Source organism: Variovorax sp. GW821-FHT10B04 (assembly GCF_059415645.1).
Window position 1 is genome coordinate 254,789 of the sequence record NZ_JBWKNQ010000009.1, and the last position, 25,847, is coordinate 280,635.

Here is a 25,847-nt window from a genome sequence, read left to right on the forward strand (position 1 = left end):
AATCCATGCACCGCCGCTTTGGCGGCTTCCCAAGGTGGTGCAGCGATGAACATCAGTTTTCGGCAGATGCGGGCTTTCTCGGCGGTCGCGCGCACCGGCGGCTTCACGACGGCGGCGCGCCAGCTGCACCTGACGCAGTCGGCGGTGAGCATGCTGGTGCAGCAGCTCGAGGACTCGCTGGGCGTCCAGCTGTTCGACCGCGGTGCCGCGGTCACGCTGACCGAGGCGGGCCAGCAACTGCTGCCATTGGCGCGACGGATCCTGGACGACCTGAACCAGGTGATCGAAGGTGCATCGGACCTGCGCACGCTGCGGCGCGGGATGCTGCGGGTGGTGGCACCGCAGATGCTGGCCTGCACCTGGATCTCGTCCGTGCTCGGCGAGTTCGAGGCCGCGCACCCGGAGATCGGCCTGCGGGTCCTGGACGCGACCACCGATGACGTGGTGGGCACGGTGCGACGCGGCGAAGTGGAGCTGGGCGTCGGCCCCGAGCGCTCGACGGGCGAGGACGTGACGCGCACCTTCCTGATGGACGTGCCGATCCGCATGGTCTGCGCCGCGCGCCATCCGCTGGCCGAGCGCCGCGCGGTGGCGTGGGACGAGCTGCGCAGCGAGCGCTGGGTGATCTACTCGAGCGAATTCAACCGGCATCTGGAGCGCATCCTGCAGTCGCACGATGCGTCGCTGTCGATGCAGACTGCCGCCGAGGTGGGCTACCTCACGACGGCGCTTGCGCTGGTGGGAGTCGGCACCGGGCTGGCAGCGGTGCCCGATTACGCGCGCATGTTCGCGGGCAACTTCGACGTCCGCTTCGTACCGCTGCACGGGCCGGAGATCCGGCGCCAGTTCTTCATCTACCAGCGGCGCGGGATGGCGTTGTCACCTGCGGCGGAGGCGTTCATTGCGATGATGCGGAAGCGGGTGGGGCTGGGGGCTGTGGGGGCGAAGGTGGTTGTGTAGGTTTTGCTGGCTGCTGGTTGCTCTTTGTCGGTTGCTGGTTCAGCAGTTCAGCAGTTCAGCAGTTCAGCAGTTCAGCAGTTCAGCAGTTCAGCAGGAGCGTTTTTCGGCGATGGGGTGGCGTCGGTAGGTGGGATGCCTTTGGGCGGCAGACGTCTCCGGTCCTTCGGACTTCGCTGCTGCTCCTCGCGAAAGGCGGGGTCCGCAGAACTCGCTCCACTGCGTTCCACTCAAACAGCTGCGGCCCTGATCCGCCTTTCGCTGCGGTGCTCGCCGGAGCCTCAACAGCCGCCCAAAGCCATCCCACCCACCGACGCCCGACACGGCCTTTGTGCATCCGAAAGCCGAACACCCATCCGCGCTCGCTTCCAACGATGAGCCTTCGCGAACCGCTGCTCAACCAGGACGCGCGGCTCTGGCTGTTCCCTTTGAGGTGCACACAACCGTCGAACACCCCAAGCGCCCGGTATGCGGTGTGGGTCAGGCGATTCCCTTCTGCGCCGCTGAGGAGCGCAGCTTCAGGCGGATCAGGGCCGCAGCTGTTTGAGTGGAGGCGAAGCCGGAGCGAGTTCTGCGGACCCCGCCTGAAGCGAGCACCGCAAGGGAGCCCGAAGGGCCGGTGCAGCGGGTCGCCTGGCCCACACCGCGTACCGGGCGCGTCCCACCAACGTCAACGAACAACGTCAAACGTCAAACGTCAAACGTCAAGCAAACCGCAAACAAACAGCAACCAACGATCAGCGCGTCTTCCCCGCCACCAACCGCATCCCCGGCATCAGCTCCGCCGCCAGCTCAGGCCGCTCCAGCGCGTAGTCGAGATTCATCCGCGCGATCTCGACATGCTCCTCGCCCAGCGCCTGCGCGCGCGAACCCTGGCCGCGCTCGATCGCCTGCACCAGCGCGTGGTGCGTGCGATGCGCCTGCTTCATCCAGACGTGGCCCTCCTCCATCGACGACTGCATCGGCAGCATTGCGCTGGGCGACGCGAAAGGCTGGCCGTCGAGCATGTCCATCACACGCTGCAACGCCAGGTTGCCCGAGCCCTGCATGATGAGTTTGTGGAAGCGGTCGTTCATCTCGACATAGGCCGCGTAGTCGTCGATGTCCATGTCCGGCTTGTTGACCGCCTTGTCGCCGTCGTCCAGGCACTCGTGCAGCTCGCGCAGCAACTGGCGCGGCGCACCGTCTTCGGCGATCAGCCGCGCCGCAAAGCCCTCGATCAGCCCCCGCACGCGGATCGCGTCGGCGATCTCCTGGGACGTGAAGCGGCGCATCTGGTAGCCGCCGCTGGGCGATTGTTCGATCAGGCCTTCGTGCTCCAGGCTCGTCAGCGCCAACCGGACCGGCGTGCGGGACGCGCCGAGTTTCTCGGCCAGCGGTATCTCGGCCAGCCGCTCGCCGGGCACGAATTCGCCTTTGAGGATCAGGTCGCGCAACTGAACCAGCACGCGGGATTGTTGGGAGTCCATCAGGATGTCCAAGGGCAGAAGAACAGCCCCGATTCTAATGATCCGACCCTCGACTGCACGCAGTTCTCGACGACTGGTCCGGTTGTTGCATGCATCCACAGAACGGTGCATTCAATCGATTCACGTGCACTGCCTCGGTGCGGCATTTCTTCGTACTTGACGCTGATTTTTCGCAATACCAAAGCAAATCACTCGCTATTTTTCGGAAAGAAGTTGACCAAGGCCAAGGACGGATTCGACAATGTATGCAATTGCATGCAATGCATGTGAAGTCCGCAAAACCTCGATGGAGCACCCATGATCAGCGCCGAACAGAACGATTTCATCACCCGGGTTGGCCCCGGCACGCCTGCGGGCACCCTGCTGCGCCGCTACTGGCAGCCGGTGGCGCTGAGCGACGAACTGGCCGGCCCGCGCCCCGTGCGGCCCGTCAAGCTCATGGGCCAGCACTTCGTGCTGTTCCGCGACGAGCAAGGCCAGTTGGGCATGCTCGACCGCGACTGCCCGCACCGCGGCGCCGACCTGGCCTTCGGCCGGCTCGAGGACGGCGGCATCCGCTGCCCGTTCCATGGCTGGCTGTTCGACGCCAAGGGCAACTGCCTCGAAACGCCCGCCGAACCCAAGGGCAGCAAGCTGTGCAGCCGCATCAAGCAGGCCGCCTACCCGGTCGTCGAGCGTGCCGGGACCATCTTTGCGTACATCGGCGAAGGCGAGCCGCCGGCCTTTCCCGAGTTCGACTGCTTCGTCGCGCCCGACTCGCACACCTTCGCCTTCAAGGGCCTGTTCGAGTGCAACTGGCTGCAGGCGCTCGAAGTCGGCATCGACCCGGCACACGCGTCGTTCCTGCATCGCTTCTTCGAGGACGAGGACACGTCCGAGAGCTACGGCAAGCAGTTCCGCGGCGCTTCTGCCGACTCCGACGTCGCCATCACCAAGGTGCTGCGCGAATACGACTGCCCCGAGATCAACGTCGTCAACACCGACTACGGCATGCGCCTCACCGCACTGCGCAAGCTGACCGAGGACACGACCCATGTGCGCGTGACCAACGTCGTGTTTCCGCAGGCCTTCGTGATCCCGATGAGCGCCGAGATGACCATCTCGCAATGGCACGTGCCGGTCGACGACACGCACTGCTACTGGTACGCCATCTTCACCAGCTTCACCGGCCCGGTCGACAAGCAGCAGATGCGCGACCAGCGCCTGAAGCTCTACGAACTGCCCGACTACACCTCGCGCAAGAACAAGCGCAACGACTACGGCTACAACGTCGAAGAGCAGCTGACCCAGACCTACACCGGCATGGGCGACGACATCAACGTGCACGACCAGTGGGCCGTCGAGTCGCAAGGCCCGATCCAGGACCGCACGCGCGAGCATCTCGGCACCACCGACAAGGGGATCATTGCCTACCGCCGCATGCTGGTGAAGGCGATCGAAAGCACGCTGGCCGGCGAGACCGCGCCGATGATCATCGACGCCGCGCAGGCCAGCGCCCTGACCGGCCCGCCGTCGATCGACGGCATCGGCAACGCGGGCAACACCGACAGCTACTGGCAGACCGCCGACCACGAGCGCCGCCTGAAGTCCGACTGGGCCTCGGCCCGCCTGGCGCAGAGCGCCGCCTGAACGAGCGACGGCACGACATGAGCTCCTTCGTAGACCGCCACGCCCTCTGGTCGGACGACCAGCTGAAGCAGGCGCATGAACTGGTGCGGCGCATCGACCTCGGCGAAGTCGACGTGGTCCGCTTCGCATGGCCCGACCAGCACGGCCTGCTGCGCGGCAAGACCCTGGTCGCCGGCGAGGCCCGCGCCGCGCTGTGGGACGGCGTCAACCTCACCTCCACGCTGCTCGCCAAGGACACCTCGCACAAGACCGTGTTCCCGGTGTTCGCCGCGGGCGGCGGCTTTGCCATCGAGGGCTTCCAGGGCGGCGCCGACTTCACCGTCGTGGCCGACCCGTCGACCTTCAAGATCCTGCCGTGGGCGCCGCGCACCGGCTGGGTGCTGTGCGACGCCTACATGGCCGACGGCCGGCCGGTGCCCTACGCCACGCGCCAGATCCTGCAGCGCGCGGTGCGCCAGCTCGACGAGATGGGCATGGAGTTCATCGCCGGCCTGGAGGTCGAATTCCACGTCTTCAAGCTCGACGACCCGCGCATGGGCCTGGCCGACTCGGGCCAGCCCGGCGAACCGCCCCGCGTGTCGCTGCTGTCGCACGGCCACCAGTACCTGACCGAGCTGCGCTACGACCGCGTCGACGCGGTGATGGAACTGCTGCGCAGCAACCTCGTCGCGCTCGGCCTGCCGCTGCGCTCGCTCGAGATCGAATACGGCCCGAGCCAGTTCGAGCTGACCTTCGGCCCGACCGCGGGCGTGCTGCCGGCCGACACCATGGTGCTGCTGCGCAGCGCGATCAAGCAGATCTGCCAGCGCGCCGGCTACCACGCGACCTTCATGTGCCGGCCGAAGATCCCGAACGTGATGTCCAGCGGCTGGCACCTGCACCAGTCGCTGCGGCGCACCTCGGATGGCGTCAATGCCTTCATCCCGTCGACCGCCGGCCAGGACCTGAGCGACATCGGCCTGCACTACCTCGGTGGCCTGAAGGCGCATGCCCTGGGTGCCGCCGCGCTCGCCAGCCCGACGATCAACGGCTACCGCCGCTACCGGCCCTTCTCGCTCGCGCCGGACCGCGCGATCTGGGCGCGCGACAACCGCGGCGCGATGCTCCGCGTGCTCGGCGGCGTCGGCCAGAACGCGACGCGCATCGAGAACCGCGTGGGCGAGCCGACCGCCAACCCCTACCTCTACCTGGCGTCGCAGCTGTTCTCGGGGCTCGACGGCATGCGCCGCGAACTCGATCCCGGCCCGTCCGCCGATGCGCCCTACGAGACGCCGGCCGAACAGTTGCCGCGCTCGCTCGGCGACGCGCTGGCCTGCCTGCGTGCGGACGAGATGCTCAACGAGCAGATGGGCAAGGTCTTCGTCGACTACCTCTGCCACATCAAGGAAGCGGAGATCGCGCGCTTCAACCTCGACGTCAGCGAATGGGAACATCGCGAATATTTCGACATGTTCTGAACACGACAACCATGCCCACGATCCACTACATCCTCAAGGACGGCACGTCCCGCGACGTCGACGCCAAGGCCGGCGCCAGCGTGATGGAAACCGCCATCCGCCACAACATCCGCGGCATCGATGCCGAGTGCGGCGGAAGCTGCTCCTGCGCGACCTGCCATGTGTACGTCGACGACAGCTTCATCGACCTGCTGCCACCGCCCGACGACATGGAGAGCGAGATGCTCGACATGGTCGCGGCCGAACGGCTGCCCGGCAGCCGGCTGAGCTGCCAGCTCACGGTGACGGCCGAACTCGACGGCCTCAAGGTGCGCGTGCCCGAGACGCAGATCTGATGGGCGCCGGCAAGCCCCTGGTGATCGTCGGCGCGTCGTACGCCGGCGTGCAGCTCGCCGCGAGCGCGCGCGAACTCGGCTTCGAGGAACGCATCGTGCTGATCGGCGACGAGACGCACGCGCCCTACCAGCGGCCGCCGCTGTCCAAGGGCCTGCTGACCGGCAAGACCACGGTCGACAAGCTCGCACTGCGCGGGCCCGATTTCTTCGAACAGAACGGCATCGAGCTGCTGCTCGGCCGCCGCGCCACCACGCTCGATGCGGGCGCGCAAACGCTGACGCTGGACGACGGTGGCACGCTCGGCTATGGCTGGCTGGCACTGATGACCGGCGCACGCTGCCGGCCGTTCACGCTGCCCGGCGCGGAACTCGACGGCGTGCTGAACCTGCGCACGCTCGACGACGCGCTGCGCGTCGAGGCCGCGGCAGCGGCACTGACGGCGACGTCGCGGCGCGCCTGCGTGATCGGCGGCGGCTTCATCGGGCTCGAGGTCGCGGCCGCGCTGCGCTCGCGCGGCATCGAGGTCACGGTGGTCGAGGCACAGCCGCACCTGCTGACGCGCAGCTTCCCGCCGGCCATGTCGGCCTATGTCGAGAACGCCCACCGGCGCCGCGGCATCGAGCTGCTGACCGGCCACGGCGTGCGCGCACTGCACGGTGAGCATGGGCGCGTCACCGCGGTCGAACTCGAAGGCGGACGGCGCATCGACTGCGGCCTGGTCGTGCTCGGCATCGGCGTGCTGCCCAACACCGAGCTCGCGCAGCAGGCCGGCATCGCCGTCGAGAACGGCGTCGTGGTCGACATGCTCGGCCGCACGTCGGCACCGCAGGTGCTGGCGGCCGGCGACGTGGCCAACATGGCGCTGCCGGCCGCGCCGGGTGCACCCGCGCGCATGCGGCTCGAATCGATCCAGGCCGCCAACGACGGCGCGCGCGCAGCGGCCTCGCTGCTGGTCGGGCGCGAACAGCCGTGCACCGCCGTGCCCTGGTTCTGGAGCGACCAGTTCGAGCTCAAGTTCCAGATGGCCGGCCTGCCCGCGCACGGCGACGACGTCGTGCTGCGCGGCGACATGACGAGCGACCGCTTCAGCGTGTTCTATCTGCGGCACGGCACGCTGGTCGCTGCGCACACCGTCAACAGGCCGGCCGAGCACATGCAGAGCCGCAAGCTGATCGGCGCCCGCGTGCAGCTCACCGCGGCCGAGCTGGCCGACGAATCCTTCGATCTCAAGCGCGTGCCGCTGCCCGCGGCCGCGGCCTGACGCCGCGCATTCTTCAACCCACCCTTCCGCCGGTCCACCGGCTTCCCCCTGAACGGAGCTCCATGATGATGAACAAGAGAAACCTGCTCGCCACGCTGACGCTGGCCTGCCTCGGCGCGCTGGGCGCGATGGGCACCGCCCAAGCTGCCGACGAGCCGCTGCGCATCGGCATGATCGCGACCTACTCCGGCCCCTATGCCGACTACGGCCGCCAGTTCGACGCCGGCGTCGCGCTGTACCTGAAGGAGCACGGCGGCAAGATCGCCGGCCGCACGGTGGAAGTCATCAAGAAGGACACCGCCGGCCCGGCACCCGATGCCGCCAAGCGCATCGCGCAGGAGCTGATCGTGCGCGACAAGGTCAGCATCCTGACCGGCCTCGACTTCAGCCCGAACGCCTACGCGGTCGCGGCCATCGCGACGCAGGCGAAGATCCCGACCATCGTGATGAACGCCTCGTCGTCGGCCATCACGACCAGCTCGCCCTACGTCGCGCGGCTGTCGTTCACGGTGCAGCAGGTGTCCGATCCGATGGCGCGCTGGATGGCCAAGAACGGCACCAAGGAAGCCTACGTCGTGGTGGCCGACTACGCGTCGGGCACCGACTCGCTCACCGCCTTCAAGAAGGCCTTCGAGGAGAGCGGCGGCAAGGTCGTGGGCGAACTGCGCACGCCGATGAACAACCCCGACTTCTCGGCCTACGTGCAGCGCATCAAGGACGCGAAGCCGCAGTCCGTGTTCTTCTTCTTCCCCTCGGGCGTGATGCCGCCGGCCTTCCTGAAGGTCTGGAAGGAACGCGGCATGGAAGAGGCCGGCATCAAGCTCTTCGCGACCGGCGAGGCCACCGACGACAGCTACCTCGACGCCACCGGCGACGTGGCGCTCGGCCTGATCACCAGCCACCACTACTCGTACGCGCACCCGTCGCCGAAGAACCAGAAGTTCGTGAATGACTTCGTCGCCGAGTTCGGCACCTCGATGCGCCCGAGCTACTTCGCCGTGACCGCGTACGACGCGATGCAGGCCATCGAACTCGCGCTGGCCAAGACCAAGGGCGACGTCGGCGGCGACAAGGTGATGGACGCACTCAAGGGCCTGAGCTTCGAGAGCCCGCGCGGCCAGATCCAGATCGACCCGGTCACGCGCGACATCGTGCAGACCGTGTACATCCGCAAGACCGAGAAGGTCGACGGCAAGCTGGTGAACGTCGAGTTCGACAAGTTCGACAAGGTCAAGGACCCGGCCAAGGAAGCCGCGAAGTAATTCGGGCAGTTCCATGGGCATCGTTGTCTTCGACGGAGTGGCTTACGGCATGCTCCTGTTCCTCATCGGGGTGGGCCTGTCCATCACGATGGGGCTGATGAACTTCGTCAACCTCGCGCACGGCACGTTCGCGATGGTCGGCGGCTACGCCGCGAGCGTGCTGATGAACCGCCTGGGCGTCGGCTTCTTTCCGTCGTTGATCGCGGCCTTCGTGGCCGCCGCGCTGGTCGGCGCGCTGCTGGAGTTCCTGTTCTACCGGCGGCTGTACAAGGCCCATCCGCTCGACCAGGTGCTGCTGTCGATCGGCATCGTGTTCGTGTCGATCGCGGTCTTCACCTGGTTCTTCGGCCCGACGATGCAGCCCTTCGCGCTGCCGCCGCTGCTCGACGGCCGGGTGTCGCTGCTCGGGCTCGAGGTCGGCCGCTACCGGCTGTTCCTGATCCTCTGCGGTGTGGCCGTCCTCGTGACCCTGCTGCTGGTGCTGGGCAAGACGCGCTACGGCGCGATGGTGCGCGCAGCCGTCGACAACCAGCGCGTGGCGCGCGGCACCGGCATCCATGTGCAGCGCCTGTTCTTCCTGACCTTCTCGCTGGGCTGCGGCCTTGCGGGCCTGGGCGGCGCGCTGAGCCTGGGCATGCTCGGGCTCGAGCCGTCCTTTCCGCTCAAGTACCTGGTGTACTTCCTGATCGTGGTGTGTGTCGGCGGTGCCGGCACCGTCACCGGGCCCTTCGTCGCGGCGCTGCTGGTCGGCATCGTCGACATGGCGGGCAAGTACTACCTGCCCGAGGCCGGCGCCTTCCTGATCTACGTCGTGATGATCGTCATGCTGCTGTTCCGCCCCAACGGGATCATTCCGCGAAAGGGCCTCACGTCATGAAGCCGATCACGCTCTCGCCCGCGCAACTGCGCGGCGCGGAAATCGCCTTCTGGCTCGCGCTGGCCGCGAGCTTCTTCCTGCTGCCCGACCAGCTCACGCTGATGAGCCAGATCATGATCTTCGGGCTGTTCGCGGTGTCGCTCGACATGGCGCTCGGCTACGCGGGCATCCTCACGGTCGGGCATGCGGCCTTCTTCGGCGCCGGCGCCTACGCGGCCGGGCTGCTGGCCAAGTACGGCTGGAGCGAGCCCTTCAGCGGCCTGCTGTTCGCGCTGCTGGTGTGCGTGGCGCTCGGCTACGCGCTGAGCTACCTGGTGGTGCGCGGTGCCGACCTCACGCGGCTGATGATCACCATCGGCGTCTGCGTGCTGCTGGCCGAGCTGGCGAACCGGCTCGCGCCGATCACCGGCGGCTCCGACGGCCTGCAGGGCGTGGTCATCGCGCCGGTGCTCGGCCTGTTCGACTTCGACCTGTTCGGCAAGACGGCCTTCATCTATGCCTATGCGATGGTGCTGCTGGTGTTCCTGGGCGTGCGGCTGGTGCTGCGTTCGCCCTTCGGGCTGGCGCTGCGCGGCATCCACGACAGCCGCAAGCGCATGCTCGCGATCGGTTCGCCGGTGGCGTCGCGCCTGCGCATGGCCTACGCGCTGTCGGCCGGCGTCGCGGGCGTGGCGGGCGCGCTGCTGGCGCAGACCACGCAGTTCGTCGGCATCGAGTCGATCGGCTTCAACCGTTCGGCCGAAGTGCTGATCATCCTGGTGCTCGGCGGCACCGGCCGGCTCTATGGCGGGCTGATCGGCGCGATCGTCTACATGCTGGTGCACGACTGGTTCGCCGACATGAACCCGCAGTACTGGATGTTCTGGCTCGGCATCTTCCTGATCGCGGCCGTGATGGTCGGCCGCGGCGGCATCATGGGCGCGCTGGCGCGCCTGGTGAAGACCGGGAAGACCGGAAAGACCGGGGGGCGGGCATGAGCGTTTCGACGAATCACACGCTGCGCACGCGCGGCCTCGGCATCTCGTTCGGCGCGTTCCGTGCCGTCAGCGGCGTCGACCTGACGCTGGAGCCCGGCGCACGCCAGGCCTTGATCGGACCGAACGGCGCCGGCAAGACGACGCTGATCAACCTGCTGACGGGCGTGTTCAAGCCCACGGCCGGCACCATCCACCTGGGCGAGCGTGACCTCACCGGGCTCTCCGCGGACAAGCGCGCACGGCTCGGCCTGGCGCGCACCTTCCAGATCAACACGCTGTTTCCGAGCCTCACACCGCTGCTGTCGGTGGTGCTCGCGATCAGCGAGCGCGAAGGCCTGGGCAAGGTCTTCTGGCGGCCGCTGGCGGGCCAGACCGCGGTGTTCGACGAGGCGCACGCGCTGCTCGGCCGGCTGAAGCTCGACGCGCTGGCCGACGTGCCGGTCGGCGAGCTGCCCTATGGCAAGCAGCGGCTGCTGGAGATCGCGCTGGCGATGGCCGCCAGGCCGCGCATCCTGCTGCTCGACGAGCCCGCGGCCGGCGTGCCGGAGGACGAAAGCGGCGAGCTGTTCGAGGTGATCGACACGCTGCCGCAGGACATCAGCATTCTTTTCATCGAGCACGACATGAACCTGGTGTTCCGCTTCTCGCGCCGCATCTCGGTGCTGGTGGCCGGGCAGATCCTGACCGAGGGCACGCCCGCCGAGATCGGCGCCGACCCGCGCGTGCGCGAGGTCTATCTGGGCCACGGCCATGCACAGCGGCAGGCGCAACGCCACATCGAAGGCCGCACTTCAGGAGCCGTCCATGCCGTCTGAGATGCTGGCCTTCGACAGCGTGGTCGCAGGCTACGGCAATGCCGTGGTGCTCGACCGCCTGAGCTTCTCGCTCGCGCAGGGCGAGAGCCTGGCGGTGCTCGGACGCAATGGCGTGGGCAAGACCACGCTGCTCGAAACGCTGATGGGCAACACCCGCGTGATGCGCGGCGCCGTGCGCTGGCAAGGTGCGGACATCACGCGCTCGCCGTCGCACCGCCGCGTGGGCGCGGGCCTCGGCTGGGTGCCGCAGGAGCGCGAGGTGTTCCCTTCGCTGACGGTGGAAGAGAACCTCACGGTGATCGCACGGCCCGGGAGCTGGAACCTGGCGCGTGTCTACACCTTCTTTCCGCGGCTGCGCGAGCGCCGCGGCAACTACGGCAACCAGCTCTCCGGTGGCGAACAGCAGATGCTGGCCATCGGCCGTGCGCTGATGACCAACCCGAAGCTGCTGCTCCTGGACGAGCCGATGGAAGGCCTGGCGCCGATCATCGTGGAGGAACTGGCCGCCTCGATCCGCCGGCTCTGCGAGCAGGAAGGCCTGGCGTCGATCGTGGTGGAACAGCATCCGGTGCTGGCGCTCGAGATGACGCACCGGGCCATCGTGCTGGAGCGCGGCACCGTCGTGCACGCGGGGCCGAGCGCCGACCTGGCGGACGATCCGTCGCTGCTCGACGGGCTGCTCGGCGTCGGTATCTCGGAGAGTGCGGACAGCACGGAAAGCGCATGAAGCCGATCGCCGTCTTCCAGCACACCGAGGTCGGCGCGCCCGGCGCGGTCGTGCCCATCCTGCAATCGCTCGGCCGCGAGGTGGTGACGATCCGCATCGTCGACGGCGAGCCGGTACCCCAGAGCGCCGCGGCCTTCGGCGGGCTGGTGTTCATGGGCGGCTACATGAGCGTGCACGACCCGCTGCCCTGGATCGCGCAGGAGCTCGCGCTGATCCGAGACGCCGACGCGCGCGGCATACCGGTCGCCGGCCATTGCCTGGGCAGCCAGCTGGTCGCGCTGGCGCTCGGCGGCCAGGTGCATGCGCACACGCGTCCGGAGATCGGCTGGTGCGAGATCGCGTCGCACGCCGGCCCGGAAGCCGACGACTGGTGGGGCCCCTACGCCGGCCAGGTGCTGCAGACCTTCCAGTGGCACGGCGACACCTTCGAGCCGCCGGTCGGCGCGGTGCAGATCGCCGACGCGCCCTTCTGCGGCAACCAGGTCTTCGTGCTGCACGGCATGCACCTGATGGTGCAATCGCATCTGGAGATGACGCCCGCGCTGGTCGAGCTCTCGCTGGCACGCAACGGCCATCAGATGCAACGCCAGAACGGGCTCACCAACCCGGCGGTCAGCGCCTTCGACGACGCGTTGAACGACCTGCCGGCACGCACGCAGCGCATGCATGCGCTGCTGCGGCAGCTCTACGTGCGCTGGGTGCAGCGCTGCGGTTGAGGGTGACCATCCCGTCAGGCCTTAGAACCGATACGCCCCGCCGAAGCCCACCGTCCAGTTGCGGCCGGGCGCGGGCTCGTAGTACCGGCTGTTGCTCTCGTTGACGATCACCGAGCCCGCATAGGTGCGGTCGAACAGGTTGTCGACACGCGCGAAGGCGTTCAGCTCCCAGCCTTGCCAGCGCTTGACGTAGCCCGCGTGCAGTGCGGCGACCGCATAGCCCGGCGCGCTGGCGGTGTTCAGGTCGTTCGCCTGGATGCGGCTCAGCGCGCGCAGCTCGGCGCCCGCGCGCCAGCCCTCGGGCGGCGCCCATCCGTAGGCCAGGAACAGCGCGTTCTCGGCAATGCCCGGAATGCGGTTGCCCGACGCCACGGCATTGCCCGCGGCGCACGGCGACGGCGAGCAGAAGCCGTCGCGGTAGCGCGCGTCGAGCCAGGTGTAGGCGACCTCGGTGCGCCAGTGGCCGGCGCTCTCGTGCTGCCAGCCGATCTCGACACCCTCGCGGCGCGTGCGGCCGGCGTTCTGGTAGGTCGTGCGGCCGCCGCTGCTGGTGGCGGTGACGATCTCGTCGTCGGTGCGCGTCTGGAACACGGCCGCAGTCAGCAGGCCGCCCGCGAGCCGTGCCTTGGCGCCGAGCTCGACGCTGTCGTTCACCGACGGCTGCAGCGCGAAGTTCAGCCCGGCCAGGCCATCGGGGCGGTACGACAGCTCGTTGAGCGTCGGGGTCTCGAAGCCGCGGCCGATCGAGCCATAGAACGCGAGATCGCGCGTCGCCTGGTAGCGCAGCGACGCGACCGGCAGCACCTTGCTGTAGGTCGCGCTGCCGCTGTCGTCGCCATTGGCGCCGACGATGTAGCGGTCCTGCGAGTCGAAATGCACGCTGCTGCGGCGCACGCCGGCCTCGAGCGTCCACTGGTCGGCGAAGCGCCAGCTCGCCTGCGCATACGGATCGAGGTTCCAGACCTCGTTCTGCTCGTTGCGGCGCAGGCGGCCCTGCACGCCGAGCACCGGTGCGGCCAGGCTGCCGGTGTAGTTCTCGTAGCCGGTGCGGTCTTCCTTCAGGGTGTCGTAGCCGAGGCCCGCGACGATCTCGAAGGGCCGTTGCGCGAATTCGAGCGACGAGGTCCAGCGCAGGTCGATGCCGGCGTAGTCGCGCTTCAGGCCGATCACCGCGCCGGCGCTGGTCGCGCTCACCTGCGAGGCCGGCGGTATCGACTGGAACTGCGTGGTCTTGCGCTCGCCGCCATAGACCATCACGCGCAGCGCGTTGTTCGCGTCGATGCGGTGCTCGTACAGCGCGCCGGCCTGGTTCTGGTCGACCGACTTGCGCGTGTCGTACTGCGTGGCGAGCGGCGCGCTGCGCGGCGACAACGCGTACTGGCTGGCCGTGAGGCCGAGCGGGTCCTGCGCGTCGAGGTGCACGCTGTTGAAGACCAGCGTGAGCCGGTCGCCGTTGTCCAGCGCGATGCCGAGCTTGCCGTTGGCCAGGTCGCGCCGTGCGGCGCTGTGCTCGCGGTAGCCGTCGGTCTGGAAGCGGCTGGTGCTCAGCACGTAATCGACCGCGCCCTGCGAGCCGGTGAGCTTCAGGCCCTGGCGCCAGGTGCCATAGCTCCCGCCCGCGACCGAATAGCTCAGCTGCGGCTTGCCCTCGCCCGTCTCCGTGAAGGCCTGCAGCACGCCGCCCGACGAATTGCCGTACAGCGCGGAAAACGGCCCGCGCAGCAGTTCGACGTGGTCGACCGACCCGATGTCGATGTTCGATGTCTGGCCCTGCCCGTCGGGCAACGTGGCCGGAATGCCGTCGACGTAGAGCCGTACGCCGCGCACGCCGAAGGTCGAACGCGCGCCGAAGCCGCGCACCGACAGTTGCAGGTCCTGCGCGAGGTTCTGCCGGTTCTGCACCTGCAGGCCCGGCACGCCACCCAGGCTCTCGGACAGTTGCGCCTGCATGCGGCCGTCGCGCATGTCGGCGCCCTCGACGCGGTCGACCGAGCCGGCGGCCTCGAACGGGACGACGTCGCCGCGCGGCGTGGAAACGGTGACCTCGCGCAAGGTGCCGGCGACGGTCGGCGCTACGACCGCCGTGCCGGGCGTGCCGGCCGTGTCGGTGGCGGGGCTGGAATTCTGGGCCTGCGCAGCGAATGCGGCGCACAACAGGCAGGCGGAAGCTATCGGATTCAGGACATTCATTGCCGCCGATTGTCGACGGCCGTCCTTAGCCCCGTCCCGCCACCGGGCTCAGCGCGTGCGGCGAAGCCAGCCGTACCAGACGCAGACGCCGACCGGTATGCCGAGCGTGACCCAGGCCAGCGCATCGCCGAAGCCGCCGTCGCTGAACAGCGCAGAGACCAGACCGACTGCCGTCATCACGCCCAGCGCGATCGGCCAGCCCCAGAGATGCCAGAAGGCATGCTTCGTCTTCGAGGGCTTCATGCTTGCACCTTCGCGGCAGGCGCCGGTTCCGACAGGCCGTGCGTCTCATGCGCCGCCGGCGCCGCGGCAGCGGCCGGCGCGCCTTTCGCCTTCTTGAGCCACAGGTAGAGACCGCTGCCCAGCACCACGATGGTCGCGATGTCGAGCAGCGCCCAGATGATCTGCATCGGCATGCCGCCGTAGTCGCCGAAGTGCAGCGGCTGCGAGACCAGCAGCCCGGTGAGGTACCACGGCAGCTGCGGGCTGGCCGTGACCTCGGAGGTCTTGGCGTCGACCAGCACCGGCTTCAACAGGCGCGAGGTCATCGGCTCGTTGCCGCGCAGGAACACGGTGTTGTGATGCGGACTCGAGAAGGACGTGCCGGGGAAGGCGATGAAGCTCAGCTTCATGCCCGGCGCGCGCGCCAGCGCTGCATCGAGCGACGCCTGCAGCGGCGCGCGCTCGGCGGCCGGCACGATAGGCTGGCCCTTGTAGGGCGCCAGCAGCGCGCCGAGCTGGTCGTAGCGCCAGTACTGCACGATCAGGTCGGCCCAGGTGTTGATCATCCCGGTGCCGCCGACCACGAAGGCCCACACCAGCGTGACGATGCCCAGGAGGTTGTGCAGGTCGAGCCACTTCAGGCGCGGCCGCTTGTCGCGCCGCACCGTGCCGAAGTCGAGCTTGCGCATGAAGGGCGCGTAGAGCACCACGCCGGTGACGATGGCCACCAGCAGCAGGAGACCCATGAAGCCAAGGAACAACTTGCCCGGGAGGCCGGCGAACAGGTCAATGTGCAGGCGGAACATCAGGTTCATGAAGCCTTCGTCGGTCGGCGGCTGGCCCACCACCTCGGCGGTGCGCGCGTCGACCGCGATCGACTTGTAGTCGTCCGTCGGGTCCGGTGTGTGCGTGAGGGTGACGAACCAGAGCCCGTCGTCGTCTTCCGGCTGCGAAACGAACTGCACCATGCGGTCGGGGAAGCGTGCTTTCGCGGCCTCCAGCACCCGGTCGAGGCTGGCACGCGGCGTGCCGGCGGGCATCGGCTTCGACTCGATCTCGGTGCCCAGCAGATGGCCGATCTCGTGATGGAAGATCAGCGGCAGCCCGGTCAGGCACAGCAGCAGCATGAACACGGTGCAGACCAGGCTGCTCCATTTGTGGACCCAGGCCCAGGTCTTGATCTGTCGGCTGTTCATGGTGCGGAGGTTCTGGACTGGCGAGGCTGGAATATGGGTGCGCGGCCACGTGTCATGGGCCGCAATTGAGAATCAGTTTCATTTTAAAGGTGCCGCCTGCCGGGTCCGATGCGGCATCCGGGCGGCGCGTGCGGCTTTTTCCCGACAAACGCCTGGAAGCGCTGTTGGCGGACGCGGCCCGGACGCCATCGCCGCTAGCATCGGCGCCGGCCCGGTACTTTTGCGGTTCCAACCTCCATGTCCCACGACCGACCCTTGGCTGCGACCACCCTGCTGCGCTGCGTGATGCTGGTCCTGGCCTGCCTGCTGGGCGCCTGCGCGGGCCTGCCGCCGCGCCAGCCGGAACCGCCGCAGCGCGGAATCGCGCCGTCCGAGTCGACGGCGCTGGGCCGCGCGGCCGCCAGCCTCGACTCCGTACACGACGGCCTCTCGGCGCTGCGCCCCCTCACGCAGGCCGATTTCGCACTCGATGCGCGACTCGAACTGATGCGCCGGGCGCAGGTGTCGCTCGACGTCCAGACCTACCTGCTCGGCAACGACAAGACCGGCCGGCTGATCCTGCGGGAACTGCGCGACGCCGCCCGCCGGGGCGTGCGCGTTCGGCTGCTGCTGGACGATTTCTATACCGCCCCTGTCGAACGCCTGCTGCTCGCGCTCTCGACCGAGCCCAACGTGCAGGTGCGCCTGTTCAACCCGTTCGTCAACGGCCGCGAGCACACGGCCACGCGCTGGCTCGATTTCTTCACGGACTTCCGGCGGCTCAATCACCGCATGCACAACAAGCTCTTCGTGGCGGACGGCGCCATGGCGATCGCCGGTGGCCGCAATCTGGCCGACGAGTACTTCCTGCGGGCCGAGGGCGCCAACTTCATCGATTTCGAATTGCTGATGGCCGGCCCCGTGGTGCCCGAGCTGGCCCACATCTTCGACGCCTACTGGAACAGCGACATCGTCTATCCGCTGGCTCGCCTGGTCCTGCCGATCGCCTCGCCCGAGAGCCTGCGTGCCGATTTCGAGGCGGCGACCTCGGCCAGCGGCACCCCGGTGCCCGAAACGCCGGTCGGCAACGACCTGTTCGGTGACCCGCCCCTGGGCGAGCAGTTGCGCAGCGGCAACCTGCCGTGGATCCGCGCCGAGGCCGAGGCCATGGCCGACAGCCCCGACAAGGCGCTGGGTGGCGGCAGCGCCGGCGGCGTCGATTCGAACCTGTCACTGGCCGAACACGTGCGGGAGATCATCGGCGAAGCACGCAGGGAGATCGCCGTCGTCTCGCCCTACTTCATTCCAGGCGAAGCCGGCATGGAGCGGTTGCGGGTGGCGCGCGAGCGCGGCATCCACGTCACGGTCGCGACCAACTCGCTGGCCGACAGCGACGAGCCGCTGGTCAACATCAACTACAACCGCTACCGCGTCGCGCTGCTGCAGATCGGCGTGGAACTGCTCGAGGTCAGTACCACCCAGCTCAAGCGCAGCGGCGAGATGCGCCGGCTGCTGCGCCAGGCGCGCGGGCGGCTGCACGCGAAGCTCGCGCTGATCGACCGGCGCATGGTGCTGCTCGGCTCGATGAATCTCGACCCACGCTCGGAACGGCTCAATACCGAGATCGGCGTGCGGGTCGCCAGTTACGAACTGGCCCAGGCGCTGATCTACGCTTTCCAGATGGACCACGTCGAAGGCGTCTACCGCGTGCGGCTCAAGCCCGATGGCCGCACCGTCGAATGGGTGGGAACGGGCGATGTCGAGAACGAGGTGCTGGACGACGAGCCCGACTCGAGCCTCCTGACGCGCCTGCAGCTGCTTCTCTTCTCATGGTTTGTACCGACCGATCAACTCTGACGAGCATGGCCGCCCCTCAAATGTCACTGATTGCAACCTTTCGTGCGAAATTGACACATGCACCACACATCGACACGATGATGTGGGGTTGCTGAAATCTGCAAGGTCGTCATGGTTCGGACTTACATCCTGCTGATGTACATCGCGGTCCTGTTCGGACTGCCCATGCAGGCCGGCGCGCAAGCCGCGCCGGTGGAGCGGCTGCGCATCGTCGGCGGTCTGGCCGCGATCAACCAGTACACGCGGCACGAGGAACAGTTCTGGACCAAGGAGCTCGCCCGCCTGAGCGGTGGCCGCTATACCGCGAGCATCGTTCCCTTCGACCGCGCGGGCGTGCCGGGCCAGGAAATGCTGAACCTCCTGAAGCTCGGCGTGGTGCCCTTCGGCACCGCACTGCTGAGCCAGGTCTCCACGCAATATCCCGAACTCGGCACGCCGGACATGGCCGGCCTGAGCCCCGACATGGGCACGCTGCGCCGCGTGGTGGCCTCGTTCCGGCCGTACCTCGAAAAGACGCTGCGCGAACGCCATGGCGTCGAGCTGCTCGCGATCTACGTGTATCCGGCGCAGGTCCTGTTCTGCCAGAAACCGATGACGCGCCTGACCGACATCGCCGGCCGGCGGGTGCGCGTGTCGGGGTCGACGCAGGGCGACTTCATCCGCGCGCTCAACGGCACGCCGGTCTTCACCGAATTCTCGGAACTGATGTCGAACATGAAATCGGGCAATACCGAGTGCGCGGTGACCGGCACGATGTCGGGCAACACGCTGGGTCTCCATACCGTGACCCACTACATCTACAGCATGCCGTTGAGCTGGGGCCTGGCCGCCTTCGCCGCCAACCGCGACACCTGGAACGCACTGCCCGCCGACCTGCGCACGCTGCTGCACAGCGAGCTCCCCAAGCTGGAGACCGCCGTGTGGGCCGAGTCCGAACGCGAGACCGGCGAAGGCGTCGCCTGCAACACCGGTGCCGACAGCTGCGGACGCGGCAGCAAGGGCACGATGATCGAAGTCCTGCCGTCGGCCGAAGACCAGCGCCGCCGGCAGGAGATCCTCACCACACGGGTGCTCACCGGCTGGGTGCAGCGCTGCGGCCCGATCTGCGCCGACGTCTGGAACCAGACGGTCGGCCCCGTGGTCGGAACCCGGGCACCGGCGACGAAGTGACGAACGCCCTGCCCCGGCGGATCACCGCCTCCGTCTACGGGATCGCTCTTCTGTTCCTGGTCGCGGTCTGGGCCATCGCGGCCCTGATCGTCTGGGAAATGCGCGACCGCTCGATCACCGACAGCGAACAGCAGGCCGTGCGCTTCGTCAGCGGTTCCGAGGCCGCGCTCAACCGCAGCCTGCTGGGCATCGACATGCTGCTGGCCGGCATGGGCGACCTGCTGCTGCCCGGCGAAGGCGAGACGGCCGAAAGCGTCGCCCGCCGGCCGCAGACCGCGCTGGTGATGGACAACGTGGTGCGCCAGAGCCTGCTGGTGCGCTATGTCGCATTTCTCACGCCCGACGGCCGCGTGCTGGCATCGTCCGACCGGCGCGGGCCACAACTCGAGGTTCTGCTGCCGGAAGGATTTCTCGGCGCGGTGCTCGCGCAGCCGGTGTCCTCGCTCGCCATCAGCCCGCCGGCAACCAGCCTGTCGACTTCGCAGAAGGTGCTCTACTTTGCACGGACGCTGCAGATGCCGGACGGCAGCCGGATCGTCGCCGTCGCCGAAGTGCAGCTGTCGCTGCTCACCACGATCCTCACGCAGAGCGCCGACATCAAGGGCCTGGAAATCACGCTGGAGCGCGACAACGGGCCGATGCTGACGAGCATGCCGCCACGCGACGACCTGGCCGGCGCGCCGATCATGCCGGCGCTCAGCGAGACCACCAGCGACGGCCGGCCGCTGTACATGGCGGCGCGGCTCAGCGGCCAGCCGGCCATCGTCGTGGCTCGGCCCACCCTGCATCGCAACCTGTTGATCGTGGCGAGCATTCCCCTGGACGCAGCGCTGGAGGACTGGCGGCGCGGCCGCAATTCCATCCTCGGCGTGACGCTGGCCTTCTCGCTGCTGATCATCGCGGTCGCGCGCTTCACCTATCTGCAGCTGCTGCGCCAATGGCGGGCACGCGCCGAACTCGTGCGCTCCAAGGCCACGCTCGACCAGGCGCTCGAATCCATGGTCGACGGCTTCGTGCTGCTCGACCCTGACGACAGGGTCGTCACCTGGAACCGCCGCTTCCTGGACATCTTTCCGTGGGCCGCCGCCGACATCCGGCCGCAACTGCCCTTCGACCACATCCTCGACATGACCGGACAGCACGTGGCGGTCGAAGGCGGCGACGCGGAGCGCACGGCGTGGATGGCGAATCACCTGGCGTTGCACGAAGCGCCGCAGGGCGAGCAGGAGCTGCCGTTGCCGGGCGGCCAGGTGATCCGCAGCACCAAGAACCGCACGCCCGACGGCGGCCTGGTCTGCGTCTACCAGGACGTGACCGAGAAGAAGCGCTATGTCGCCGACATCGTCGAGAGCACCGCGCAGTTGCAGGCGACGCTGGACGCCCTGCCCGACCTGCTGCTGGAGGTCGGGCTCGATGGCCGATGCCATGGCTACCACTCGCCGCGCATCCCGCTGCCCGCCATCGAGGTCGAAGACCCGGTCGGGCGGCTGCTCGCCGACCTGCTGCCGGCCGATGCGGCGGCCGAAGTGATGGCCGCGCTGCGCGAGGCCTATGCGACCGGCTATTCGAAGGGCCGCCAGTTCGAACGCCGCGGTTCGCGCGACAAGGCGTGGTTCGAGATATCGATCTCCCGCAAGAGCGGCTCCCGCGGCATGGACGCGCGCTTCATCGTGATCCTGCGCAACATCACCGAAAGCAAGCTGGCGGCACGCGAGATCGAGAACCTGGCTTTCTACGACATCCTCACCGGCCTGCCGAACCGGCGGCTGCTGCTCGACCGGCTCCAGCAGGCGATCAACGCCAACGTGCGGCGCTCGCGCCAGGGCGCGGTGCTGTTCCTCGACCTCGACAATTTCAAGACGCTGAACGACGCGCTCGGCCACGACATGGGCGACGTGCTGCTCAAGCAGGTGGCGGAACGGCTCAAGTCCTGCCTGCGCGAAGGCGACACCGTGGCGCGGCTCGGCGGCGACGAGTTCGTGGTGATGCTGGAAGAGCTCAGCATCGAGACGGCGCTGGCGGCGATGCAGACGGAGGCCATGGGCGAAGCGATCCTCGCGCGCCTGAACCGGCCTTACATGCTGGCCGGCCAGCAGTACCACAACACCTGCAGCATCGGTGCGGCGCTCTTCAACGCCGAGCAGCGCTCGATGGAGGAAGTGCTCAAGCAGGCCGACATCGCCATGTACTACGCCAAGACGGCGGGCGGCAATGCGATGCGCTTCTTCGAAGCGGGCATGCAGACCACCATCACGGCACGCGCGACGCTGGAGAACGAACTGCACGCCGCGCTGGCCAACGAACAGTTCACGCTGTACTACCAGAGCCAGGTGCGCGCCGACGGCGTCATCGTCGGCGCCGAGGTGCTGATCCGCTGGCAGCATCCGAAGCGCGGGCTGGTGCAGCCGGTGGGTTTCATCGACCTGGCCGAGGAGACCGGTCTCATCACGCCGATCGGGCTCTGGGTGCTGGAAACCGCTTGCCGCCAGCTCGCGCAGTGGAGCCGCCATCCCCAGCGGCGCGACCTGCAGTTGTCGGTCAACGTGAGCGCCCGCCAGTTCCGCCGGGACGATTTCGTCGACCAGATCCGGGACGTGCTCGAGCGGACCGGCGCGGACCCGACCAAGCTCAAGCTCGAACTCACCGAGAGCCTGCTGCAGGACAAGGTGGCCGACACGATCGTCAAGATGAACGAACTCGCGGCCACCGGCATCCGTTTCTCGATGGACGACTTCGGGACGGGCTACTCCTCGCTCTCCTACATGACCCAGTTGCCGCTCGACCAGATCAAGGTCGACAAGTTCTTCGTGCACAGCATCGGCTTCAACCCGAAGGTCGAGCTCATCATCCAGACCATCATCGGCATGGCGCACAACCTCGAGCTGGAAATCGTCGCCGAGGGCGTCGAGACGCATGCCCAGCGCGAATTCCTGGAACGGCACGGCTGCTCGCTGTGCCAGGGTTACCTGTTCGGCCGGCCGATGCCCCTGTCCGCCTTCGAAGCGCAATTGAATGGCGAAACGGTGGGATGACGTCAGGCCGGAGTGGCATCGCGCGATGACAATGCGGGTGACGAGCCCGCTGACGCCACACACCACACCATGGAATCCACGCAAGACTTCGCTGCCGACCTGCAGCATCCGGCCCCGCTGGACACGGCGCTTGCGGCGCTCCTGATGCAGCACGGCGCCTCCGCCGTCTGTGTCTACGACGCGGAGGACCGTGTGGTCCGCTGGAACGCCCGCTACCTCGAGTTCTTTCCGGAAGTGAAACCGATCATCCGGGTCGGCCTGCCCTTCGTCGACACGGTGAAGCCGTTTCTGGCGATCCAGCATCCGCAGGCGCCGGCGCACGAGTTTCCGGCCGCGATCGACAGTGCCGTTCACCGGCACCGAACGGACGAAGGGCCGCTGCAGTACCAGCGCGCCGACGGCCGCTGGGTCGAGCTGAGGATGTTCCCCCAGCCCGATGGCTCGCGCATCAAGCTGTGGCAGGACGTCAGCGCCGAACTCGCACCCGGCACCGACGGCAGCCAGCTGCTCGGCCTGATGACCGTGGTGAACGTCGGGCTGACGCTGCACGACGCGGACGGCAAGCTGCTCTACATCAACTCCCGGTTCTTCTCGGAAAACTTCCTGGGACTGATCACCGCCGTCCCCGACATCAAGCTGCGCCACGAACGCGGCGACTATTGGCGCCGGTTCGAAGAAATCTTCGAGGAGAGCCCCGAATACAGCGCACTGCGCACCGACAGCGGCTACGGCCCCCTGAAGACGCCGGTGATCCTGCGCGCCAGGACCGGCAAGTTCTATCGCATCCAGGAACAGCTGTGGAACGAAGGCATCGCCTCGGTCTGGACCAACGTGACCGAGCTGATGATGCGCGAGAACGCGCTCAAGTCAGCGCACGCCGAGCTGATGGTGCTGAACAACCGCCTGCTGGACATGGCGGAACACGATGCGCTCACCGGCATGCCCAACCGGCGCCGTTTCAATGCGGCACTGGCCGAGGCGCAAGCCCTGGTGCGCAACGGCGCGCCGTGCGCGGTCGGGCTGCTCGACCTCGACCACTTCAAGTCGGTGAACGACCGATTCGGGCACGAGGCCGGCGATGCCGTGCTGGTCGAGATGGCGAAGCGGCTCAATGTGGCGATGGAGCCCGGCGACGTGCTGGCGCGGCTCGGCGGCGAGGAGTTCGGCATCATCTTCCGGCGCGCCACGCTGCCGGAGGCGACCACTGCGGCCCACAAGCTCAACGCGGCGCTCAGCATGCAGGCCTTTGCGGTCGGGAGTTCCTCGGTCACGCTGACCTGCTCGATCGGCCTGGCCGCGCTCACCGTGCTGCGCGAGCCGACGGTCTCGCTGCGACAGGCCGACATGGCGCTCTACGAAGCCAAGAACGCCGGCCGCAACCGTGTCCTGGCCGAACGTTCTCCGGAAGCCGCAGCCCAGCCCGATGCCCCCGAGGAGCAGGACATCGGCATCGAACTGGTTGCAGCGCTGCAGGAGGACAGCGGTCTCGACGCCGCGGAACTGCGCGCGAAGTACGAGAACGGGCCCGGCGAACACCCCACGATCACCCGCGAGATGTGGGCTAGGGCGCTGGCCGAGCGCCGCACGCTCGACCACTACTGGGGCTGGGTCGACTACCGCGTGAGCCTGGCGCTCGACGAAGCCGAAACGCCCTGAGGTCCCTGAAGCCAGCTCAGGCGAAACCCGCCAGCACCGCCTTGCCCCGCGCACGGCCGCTCTCGACCAGCGCATGGGCACGCCGCAGATTGGCCGCGTTGATCGTGCCGAAGTCCTCGCCCAGCGTGGTCTTCAGCACACCCTGGTCGACCAGCGCCGACACCCGCTCGAGCAGCTCGTGCTGGCGCTGCATGTCGGGTGTCTCGAAGCTCGAACGCGTGAACATCAGTTCCCAGTGCAGCGACAGGCTCTTGGACTTCAACGGCCGCGCATCGAGCACCGCCGGGTCGTCGATCAGCGCGAACCGGCCTTGCGGCTTGAGCGCCTCGATCAGTTGCGCATAGTGCCGATCGGTCTGCGTGAGGCTCGCGACCATGTCGACGGGCGGCAGGCCGGCTTGCGCGAGTTCGGCCGCCAGCGGCCGGCTGTGGTCCAGCACGTGATGCGCGCCCAGCGCGCGCACCCATTCGACGGTTTCCGGCCGTGAGGCGGTCCCGATCACCGTGAGCCGGGTGAGCTGGCGCGCCAGCTGCGTGAGCATCGACCCGACGCCGCCGGCCGCGCCGACGATCAGCAGGCTCTGCCCCGCGCCGCTGCCCTCGGCCACGCCGAGCCGGTCGAACAGCAGCTCCCAGGCGGTGATGGCGGTCAACGGCAACGCGGCCGCGGCGGCATCGCCCAGGCTCCGCGGCTTGTGGCCGACGATGCGCTCGTCCACCAGCTGGTATTCGGCGTTGCTGCCCGGACGCTTGATCGAGCCTGCATAGAACACGGCGTCGCCGGCCTTGAACAGCGTCACGTCGGCGCCGACCGCCTGCACGACGCCGACGGCGTCCCAGCCCAGCACACGGGGCTGCGTCGTGGCGGCGTTCGCGCGGATCTTGGTATCGACCGGGTTGACCGACACCGCATGCACCTGCACCAGCAGGTCGCGCGGCCCGGGCAGCGGCATCGGCAGATCGATGTCGACGAGCGACTGCGGATCGTCGATCGGCAGTCCGTGGCGGGTATAGGCAATGGCTTTCATGGGATCTCCTTCAGATGGGCTGGATGCGATGTTCCGCCGAACCTGGCTTTACCGAAAGACGGAAAATCGGACAACACTTTCTCTTTCATGGTGAAGATGATCCGGCTTGACGACCTGTCGCTCTTCGTTCGGGCCGCGGCGCTCGGCAGCTTTTCCGAGGCGGCGCGCGAGGCCGACCTGCTGCCCGGCCAGGTCAGCGCCGCGGTGCAGCGGCTGGAGCGCGAATTGGACGTGCGCCTGTTCGCGCGCTCCACCCGCAGCATGCGCCTGACGGCCGAGGGCGAGCGCTACCTGCCGCACGCCCAGGAGTCGCTCGCCGCCTTGCGCGAAGGCCGCGAGAAGCTGCGCGGCGAAGACGCCGAACTGCGCGGGCTGCTGCAGATCGCGGCACCGTCGGACCTCGGGCGCAACGTGCTGCTGCCCTGGTTCGCGGCCTTCCGGCGGCAGCACCCCGGGCTCACGCTGCGGATGTTCTTCTCGGACCGCGTGGCCGACGTGTTCCGCGAGCCGGTGGACGTCGCGATCCGCTATGGCGTGCCCGACGACGCGAGCTACGTGGCGCTGCCGCTGGCACCCGACAACCGCCGCGTGCTGGTGGCCTCGCCGGGGTACCTCGAACGCCATGGCCGGCCCGAGACGCTGGAGGCGCTGGCGCGCCACACCTGCCTGCTCTACCTGCTCGGCGGCCGCGTGCACGACAAGTGGACCTTCCTGGAGGCCGGCCGCAAGCGCGTGATCGGCGTGCGCGGCGGGCTGCAGACCGACGATGCCGACATCGCGCGCCGGCTCGCGCTGGATGGCGAAGGCATCGTCTACAAGTCCTGGCTCGACGTGAGCGAAGACGTGCGCACCGGGCGCCTGGTGCGGCTGCTCGGGCAGTTCGAAGGCGAGTCGACGCCGCTGCATCTGGTCTGCCCGCACCGCAAGCAGTTCTCGCCCGCGGTGCAGCAGCTGCACCGCCTGCTGCGTCAGCGCTGCGACGCGCTGGCCGCCATGCCGACCATGCCGACCTCACCCGGCATGCGCTGAAGCGCC

Annotated in this window: 21 protein-coding genes; 16 read left to right on the plus strand and 5 right to left on the minus strand. The window is 68.2% G+C overall.

Annotated elements, in window-relative coordinates; all coding sequences use genetic code 11:
• Nucleotides 1-45: 45 nt before the first annotated feature.
• Nucleotides 46-960, plus strand: a complete 915-nt coding sequence (locus tag AC07PZ_RS22425) for a LysR family transcriptional regulator (protein ID WP_495297351.1) — start codon at nucleotides 46-48, stop codon at nucleotides 958-960.
• Between the two features lie 734 nt (nucleotides 961-1,694).
• On the opposite strand, the gene AC07PZ_RS22430 is transcribed toward AC07PZ_RS22425, so the two are convergent.
• Nucleotides 1,695-2,426, minus strand: a complete 732-nt coding sequence (locus tag AC07PZ_RS22430; RefSeq protein WP_495297352.1) for a GntR family transcriptional regulator — start codon at nucleotides 2,424-2,426, stop codon at nucleotides 1,695-1,697.
• Nucleotides 2,427-2,723: 297 nt separating this feature from the next.
• Here AC07PZ_RS22430 and AC07PZ_RS22435 point away from each other — a divergent pair, with 297 nt between their 5' ends.
• The 10 genes from AC07PZ_RS22435 (at nucleotide 2,724) to AC07PZ_RS22480 (ending at nucleotide 12,483) form a co-directional block, all read left to right on the plus strand.
• Nucleotides 2,724-4,055: an aromatic ring-hydroxylating dioxygenase subunit alpha gene (locus tag AC07PZ_RS22435; RefSeq protein ID WP_495297353.1), complete on the plus strand. Its 1,332-nt coding sequence runs from the start codon at nucleotides 2,724-2,726 to the stop codon at nucleotides 4,053-4,055.
• Nucleotides 4,056-4,072: 17 nt separating this feature from the next.
• A complete protein-coding gene (locus tag AC07PZ_RS22440; protein ID WP_495297354.1) occupies nucleotides 4,073-5,512 on the plus strand; it encodes a glutamine synthetase family protein in 1,440 nt (479 codons plus the stop codon).
• An 11-nt stretch (nucleotides 5,513-5,523) separates the two neighbouring features.
• Complete coding sequence (locus AC07PZ_RS22445) at nucleotides 5,524-5,847, plus strand: 2Fe-2S iron-sulfur cluster-binding protein (protein ID WP_495297355.1); 324 nt, start codon at nucleotides 5,524-5,526, stop codon at nucleotides 5,845-5,847.
• Nucleotides 5,847-7,109, plus strand: coding sequence for an NAD(P)/FAD-dependent oxidoreductase (locus tag AC07PZ_RS22450; RefSeq protein ID WP_495297356.1), 1,263 nt, complete (start codon nucleotides 5,847-5,849; stop codon nucleotides 7,107-7,109). Before AC07PZ_RS22445 ends, AC07PZ_RS22450 begins: the two co-directional genes overlap by 1 nt.
• A gap of 62 nt (nucleotides 7,110-7,171) precedes the next feature.
• Nucleotides 7,172-8,371: an ABC transporter substrate-binding protein gene (locus tag AC07PZ_RS22455; RefSeq protein ID WP_495297357.1), complete on the plus strand. Its 1,200-nt coding sequence runs from the start codon at nucleotides 7,172-7,174 to the stop codon at nucleotides 8,369-8,371.
• 13 nt (nucleotides 8,372-8,384) lie between these two features.
• The gene (locus AC07PZ_RS22460; protein ID WP_495297358.1) at nucleotides 8,385-9,248 is read left to right on the plus strand and encodes a branched-chain amino acid ABC transporter permease; all 864 of its coding nucleotides are present in this window, start codon (nucleotides 8,385-8,387) and stop codon (nucleotides 9,246-9,248) included.
• Nucleotides 9,245-10,225: a branched-chain amino acid ABC transporter permease gene (locus tag AC07PZ_RS22465; RefSeq protein ID WP_495297359.1), complete on the plus strand. Its 981-nt coding sequence runs from the start codon at nucleotides 9,245-9,247 to the stop codon at nucleotides 10,223-10,225. Before AC07PZ_RS22460 ends, AC07PZ_RS22465 begins: the two co-directional genes overlap by 4 nt.
• Complete coding sequence (locus AC07PZ_RS22470; RefSeq protein ID WP_495297360.1) at nucleotides 10,222-11,040, plus strand: ABC transporter ATP-binding protein; 819 nt, start codon at nucleotides 10,222-10,224, stop codon at nucleotides 11,038-11,040. Before AC07PZ_RS22465 ends, AC07PZ_RS22470 begins: the two co-directional genes overlap by 4 nt.
• The gene (locus AC07PZ_RS22475; protein ID WP_495297361.1) at nucleotides 11,030-11,767 is read left to right on the plus strand and encodes an ABC transporter ATP-binding protein; all 738 of its coding nucleotides are present in this window, start codon (nucleotides 11,030-11,032) and stop codon (nucleotides 11,765-11,767) included. Before AC07PZ_RS22470 ends, AC07PZ_RS22475 begins: the two co-directional genes overlap by 11 nt.
• The gene (locus AC07PZ_RS22480; protein WP_495297362.1) at nucleotides 11,764-12,483 is read left to right on the plus strand and encodes a type 1 glutamine amidotransferase; all 720 of its coding nucleotides are present in this window, start codon (nucleotides 11,764-11,766) and stop codon (nucleotides 12,481-12,483) included. The genes AC07PZ_RS22475 and AC07PZ_RS22480 overlap by 4 nt, the downstream gene beginning before the upstream one ends.
• 21 nt (nucleotides 12,484-12,504) lie before the next feature.
• On the opposite strand, the gene AC07PZ_RS22485 is transcribed toward AC07PZ_RS22480, so the two are convergent.
• The 3 genes from AC07PZ_RS22485 to AC07PZ_RS22495 are packed head-to-tail and all read right to left on the minus strand — an operon-like array spanning nucleotide 12,505 to nucleotide 16,091.
• Nucleotides 12,505-14,673 (minus strand): TonB-dependent receptor domain-containing protein, encoded by a 2,169-nt coding sequence (locus AC07PZ_RS22485; RefSeq protein WP_495297363.1) that lies wholly within the window; start codon nucleotides 14,671-14,673, stop codon nucleotides 12,505-12,507.
• Between the two features lie 48 nt (nucleotides 14,674-14,721).
• On the minus strand, nucleotides 14,722-14,916 hold the full coding sequence (locus AC07PZ_RS22490; protein WP_495297364.1) for a hypothetical protein: 195 nt from the start codon (nucleotides 14,914-14,916) through the stop codon (nucleotides 14,722-14,724).
• Entirely contained in the window at nucleotides 14,913-16,091 is a 1,179-nt protein-coding gene (locus tag AC07PZ_RS22495) for a PepSY-associated TM helix domain-containing protein (RefSeq protein ID WP_495297365.1), read from the minus strand. Before AC07PZ_RS22495 ends, AC07PZ_RS22490 begins: the two co-directional genes overlap by 4 nt.
• 255 nt (nucleotides 16,092-16,346) lie before the next feature.
• On the opposite strand from AC07PZ_RS22495, the gene AC07PZ_RS22500 reads away from it, so the two are divergent.
• The 4 genes from AC07PZ_RS22500 (at nucleotide 16,347) to AC07PZ_RS22515 (ending at nucleotide 23,785) form a co-directional block, all read left to right on the plus strand.
• On the plus strand, nucleotides 16,347-17,927 hold the full coding sequence (locus AC07PZ_RS22500) for a phospholipase D family protein (protein ID WP_495297366.1): 1,581 nt from the start codon (nucleotides 16,347-16,349) through the stop codon (nucleotides 17,925-17,927).
• A 135-nt stretch (nucleotides 17,928-18,062) separates the two neighbouring features.
• Complete coding sequence (locus tag AC07PZ_RS22505; protein ID WP_495297385.1) at nucleotides 18,063-19,097, plus strand: TRAP transporter substrate-binding protein; 1,035 nt, start codon at nucleotides 18,063-18,065, stop codon at nucleotides 19,095-19,097.
• Complete coding sequence (locus AC07PZ_RS22510) at nucleotides 19,094-22,129, plus strand: bifunctional diguanylate cyclase/phosphodiesterase (RefSeq protein WP_495297367.1); 3,036 nt, start codon at nucleotides 19,094-19,096, stop codon at nucleotides 22,127-22,129. Before AC07PZ_RS22505 ends, AC07PZ_RS22510 begins: the two co-directional genes overlap by 4 nt.
• Before the next feature lie 69 nt (nucleotides 22,130-22,198).
• The gene (locus AC07PZ_RS22515; RefSeq protein ID WP_495297368.1) at nucleotides 22,199-23,785 is read left to right on the plus strand and encodes a sensor domain-containing diguanylate cyclase; all 1,587 of its coding nucleotides are present in this window, start codon (nucleotides 22,199-22,201) and stop codon (nucleotides 23,783-23,785) included.
• 16 nt (nucleotides 23,786-23,801) lie between these two features.
• On the opposite strand, the gene AC07PZ_RS22520 is transcribed toward AC07PZ_RS22515, so the two are convergent.
• On the minus strand, nucleotides 23,802-24,812 hold the full coding sequence (locus AC07PZ_RS22520; protein ID WP_495297369.1) for a zinc-binding alcohol dehydrogenase family protein: 1,011 nt from the start codon (nucleotides 24,810-24,812) through the stop codon (nucleotides 23,802-23,804).
• 96 nt (nucleotides 24,813-24,908) lie between these two features.
• Between AC07PZ_RS22520 and AC07PZ_RS22525 the strand changes: the two genes are divergently transcribed.
• Nucleotides 24,909-25,841: a LysR family transcriptional regulator gene (locus tag AC07PZ_RS22525; protein ID WP_495297386.1), complete on the plus strand. Its 933-nt coding sequence runs from the start codon at nucleotides 24,909-24,911 to the stop codon at nucleotides 25,839-25,841.
• Nucleotides 25,842-25,847: the final 6 nt, after the last annotated feature.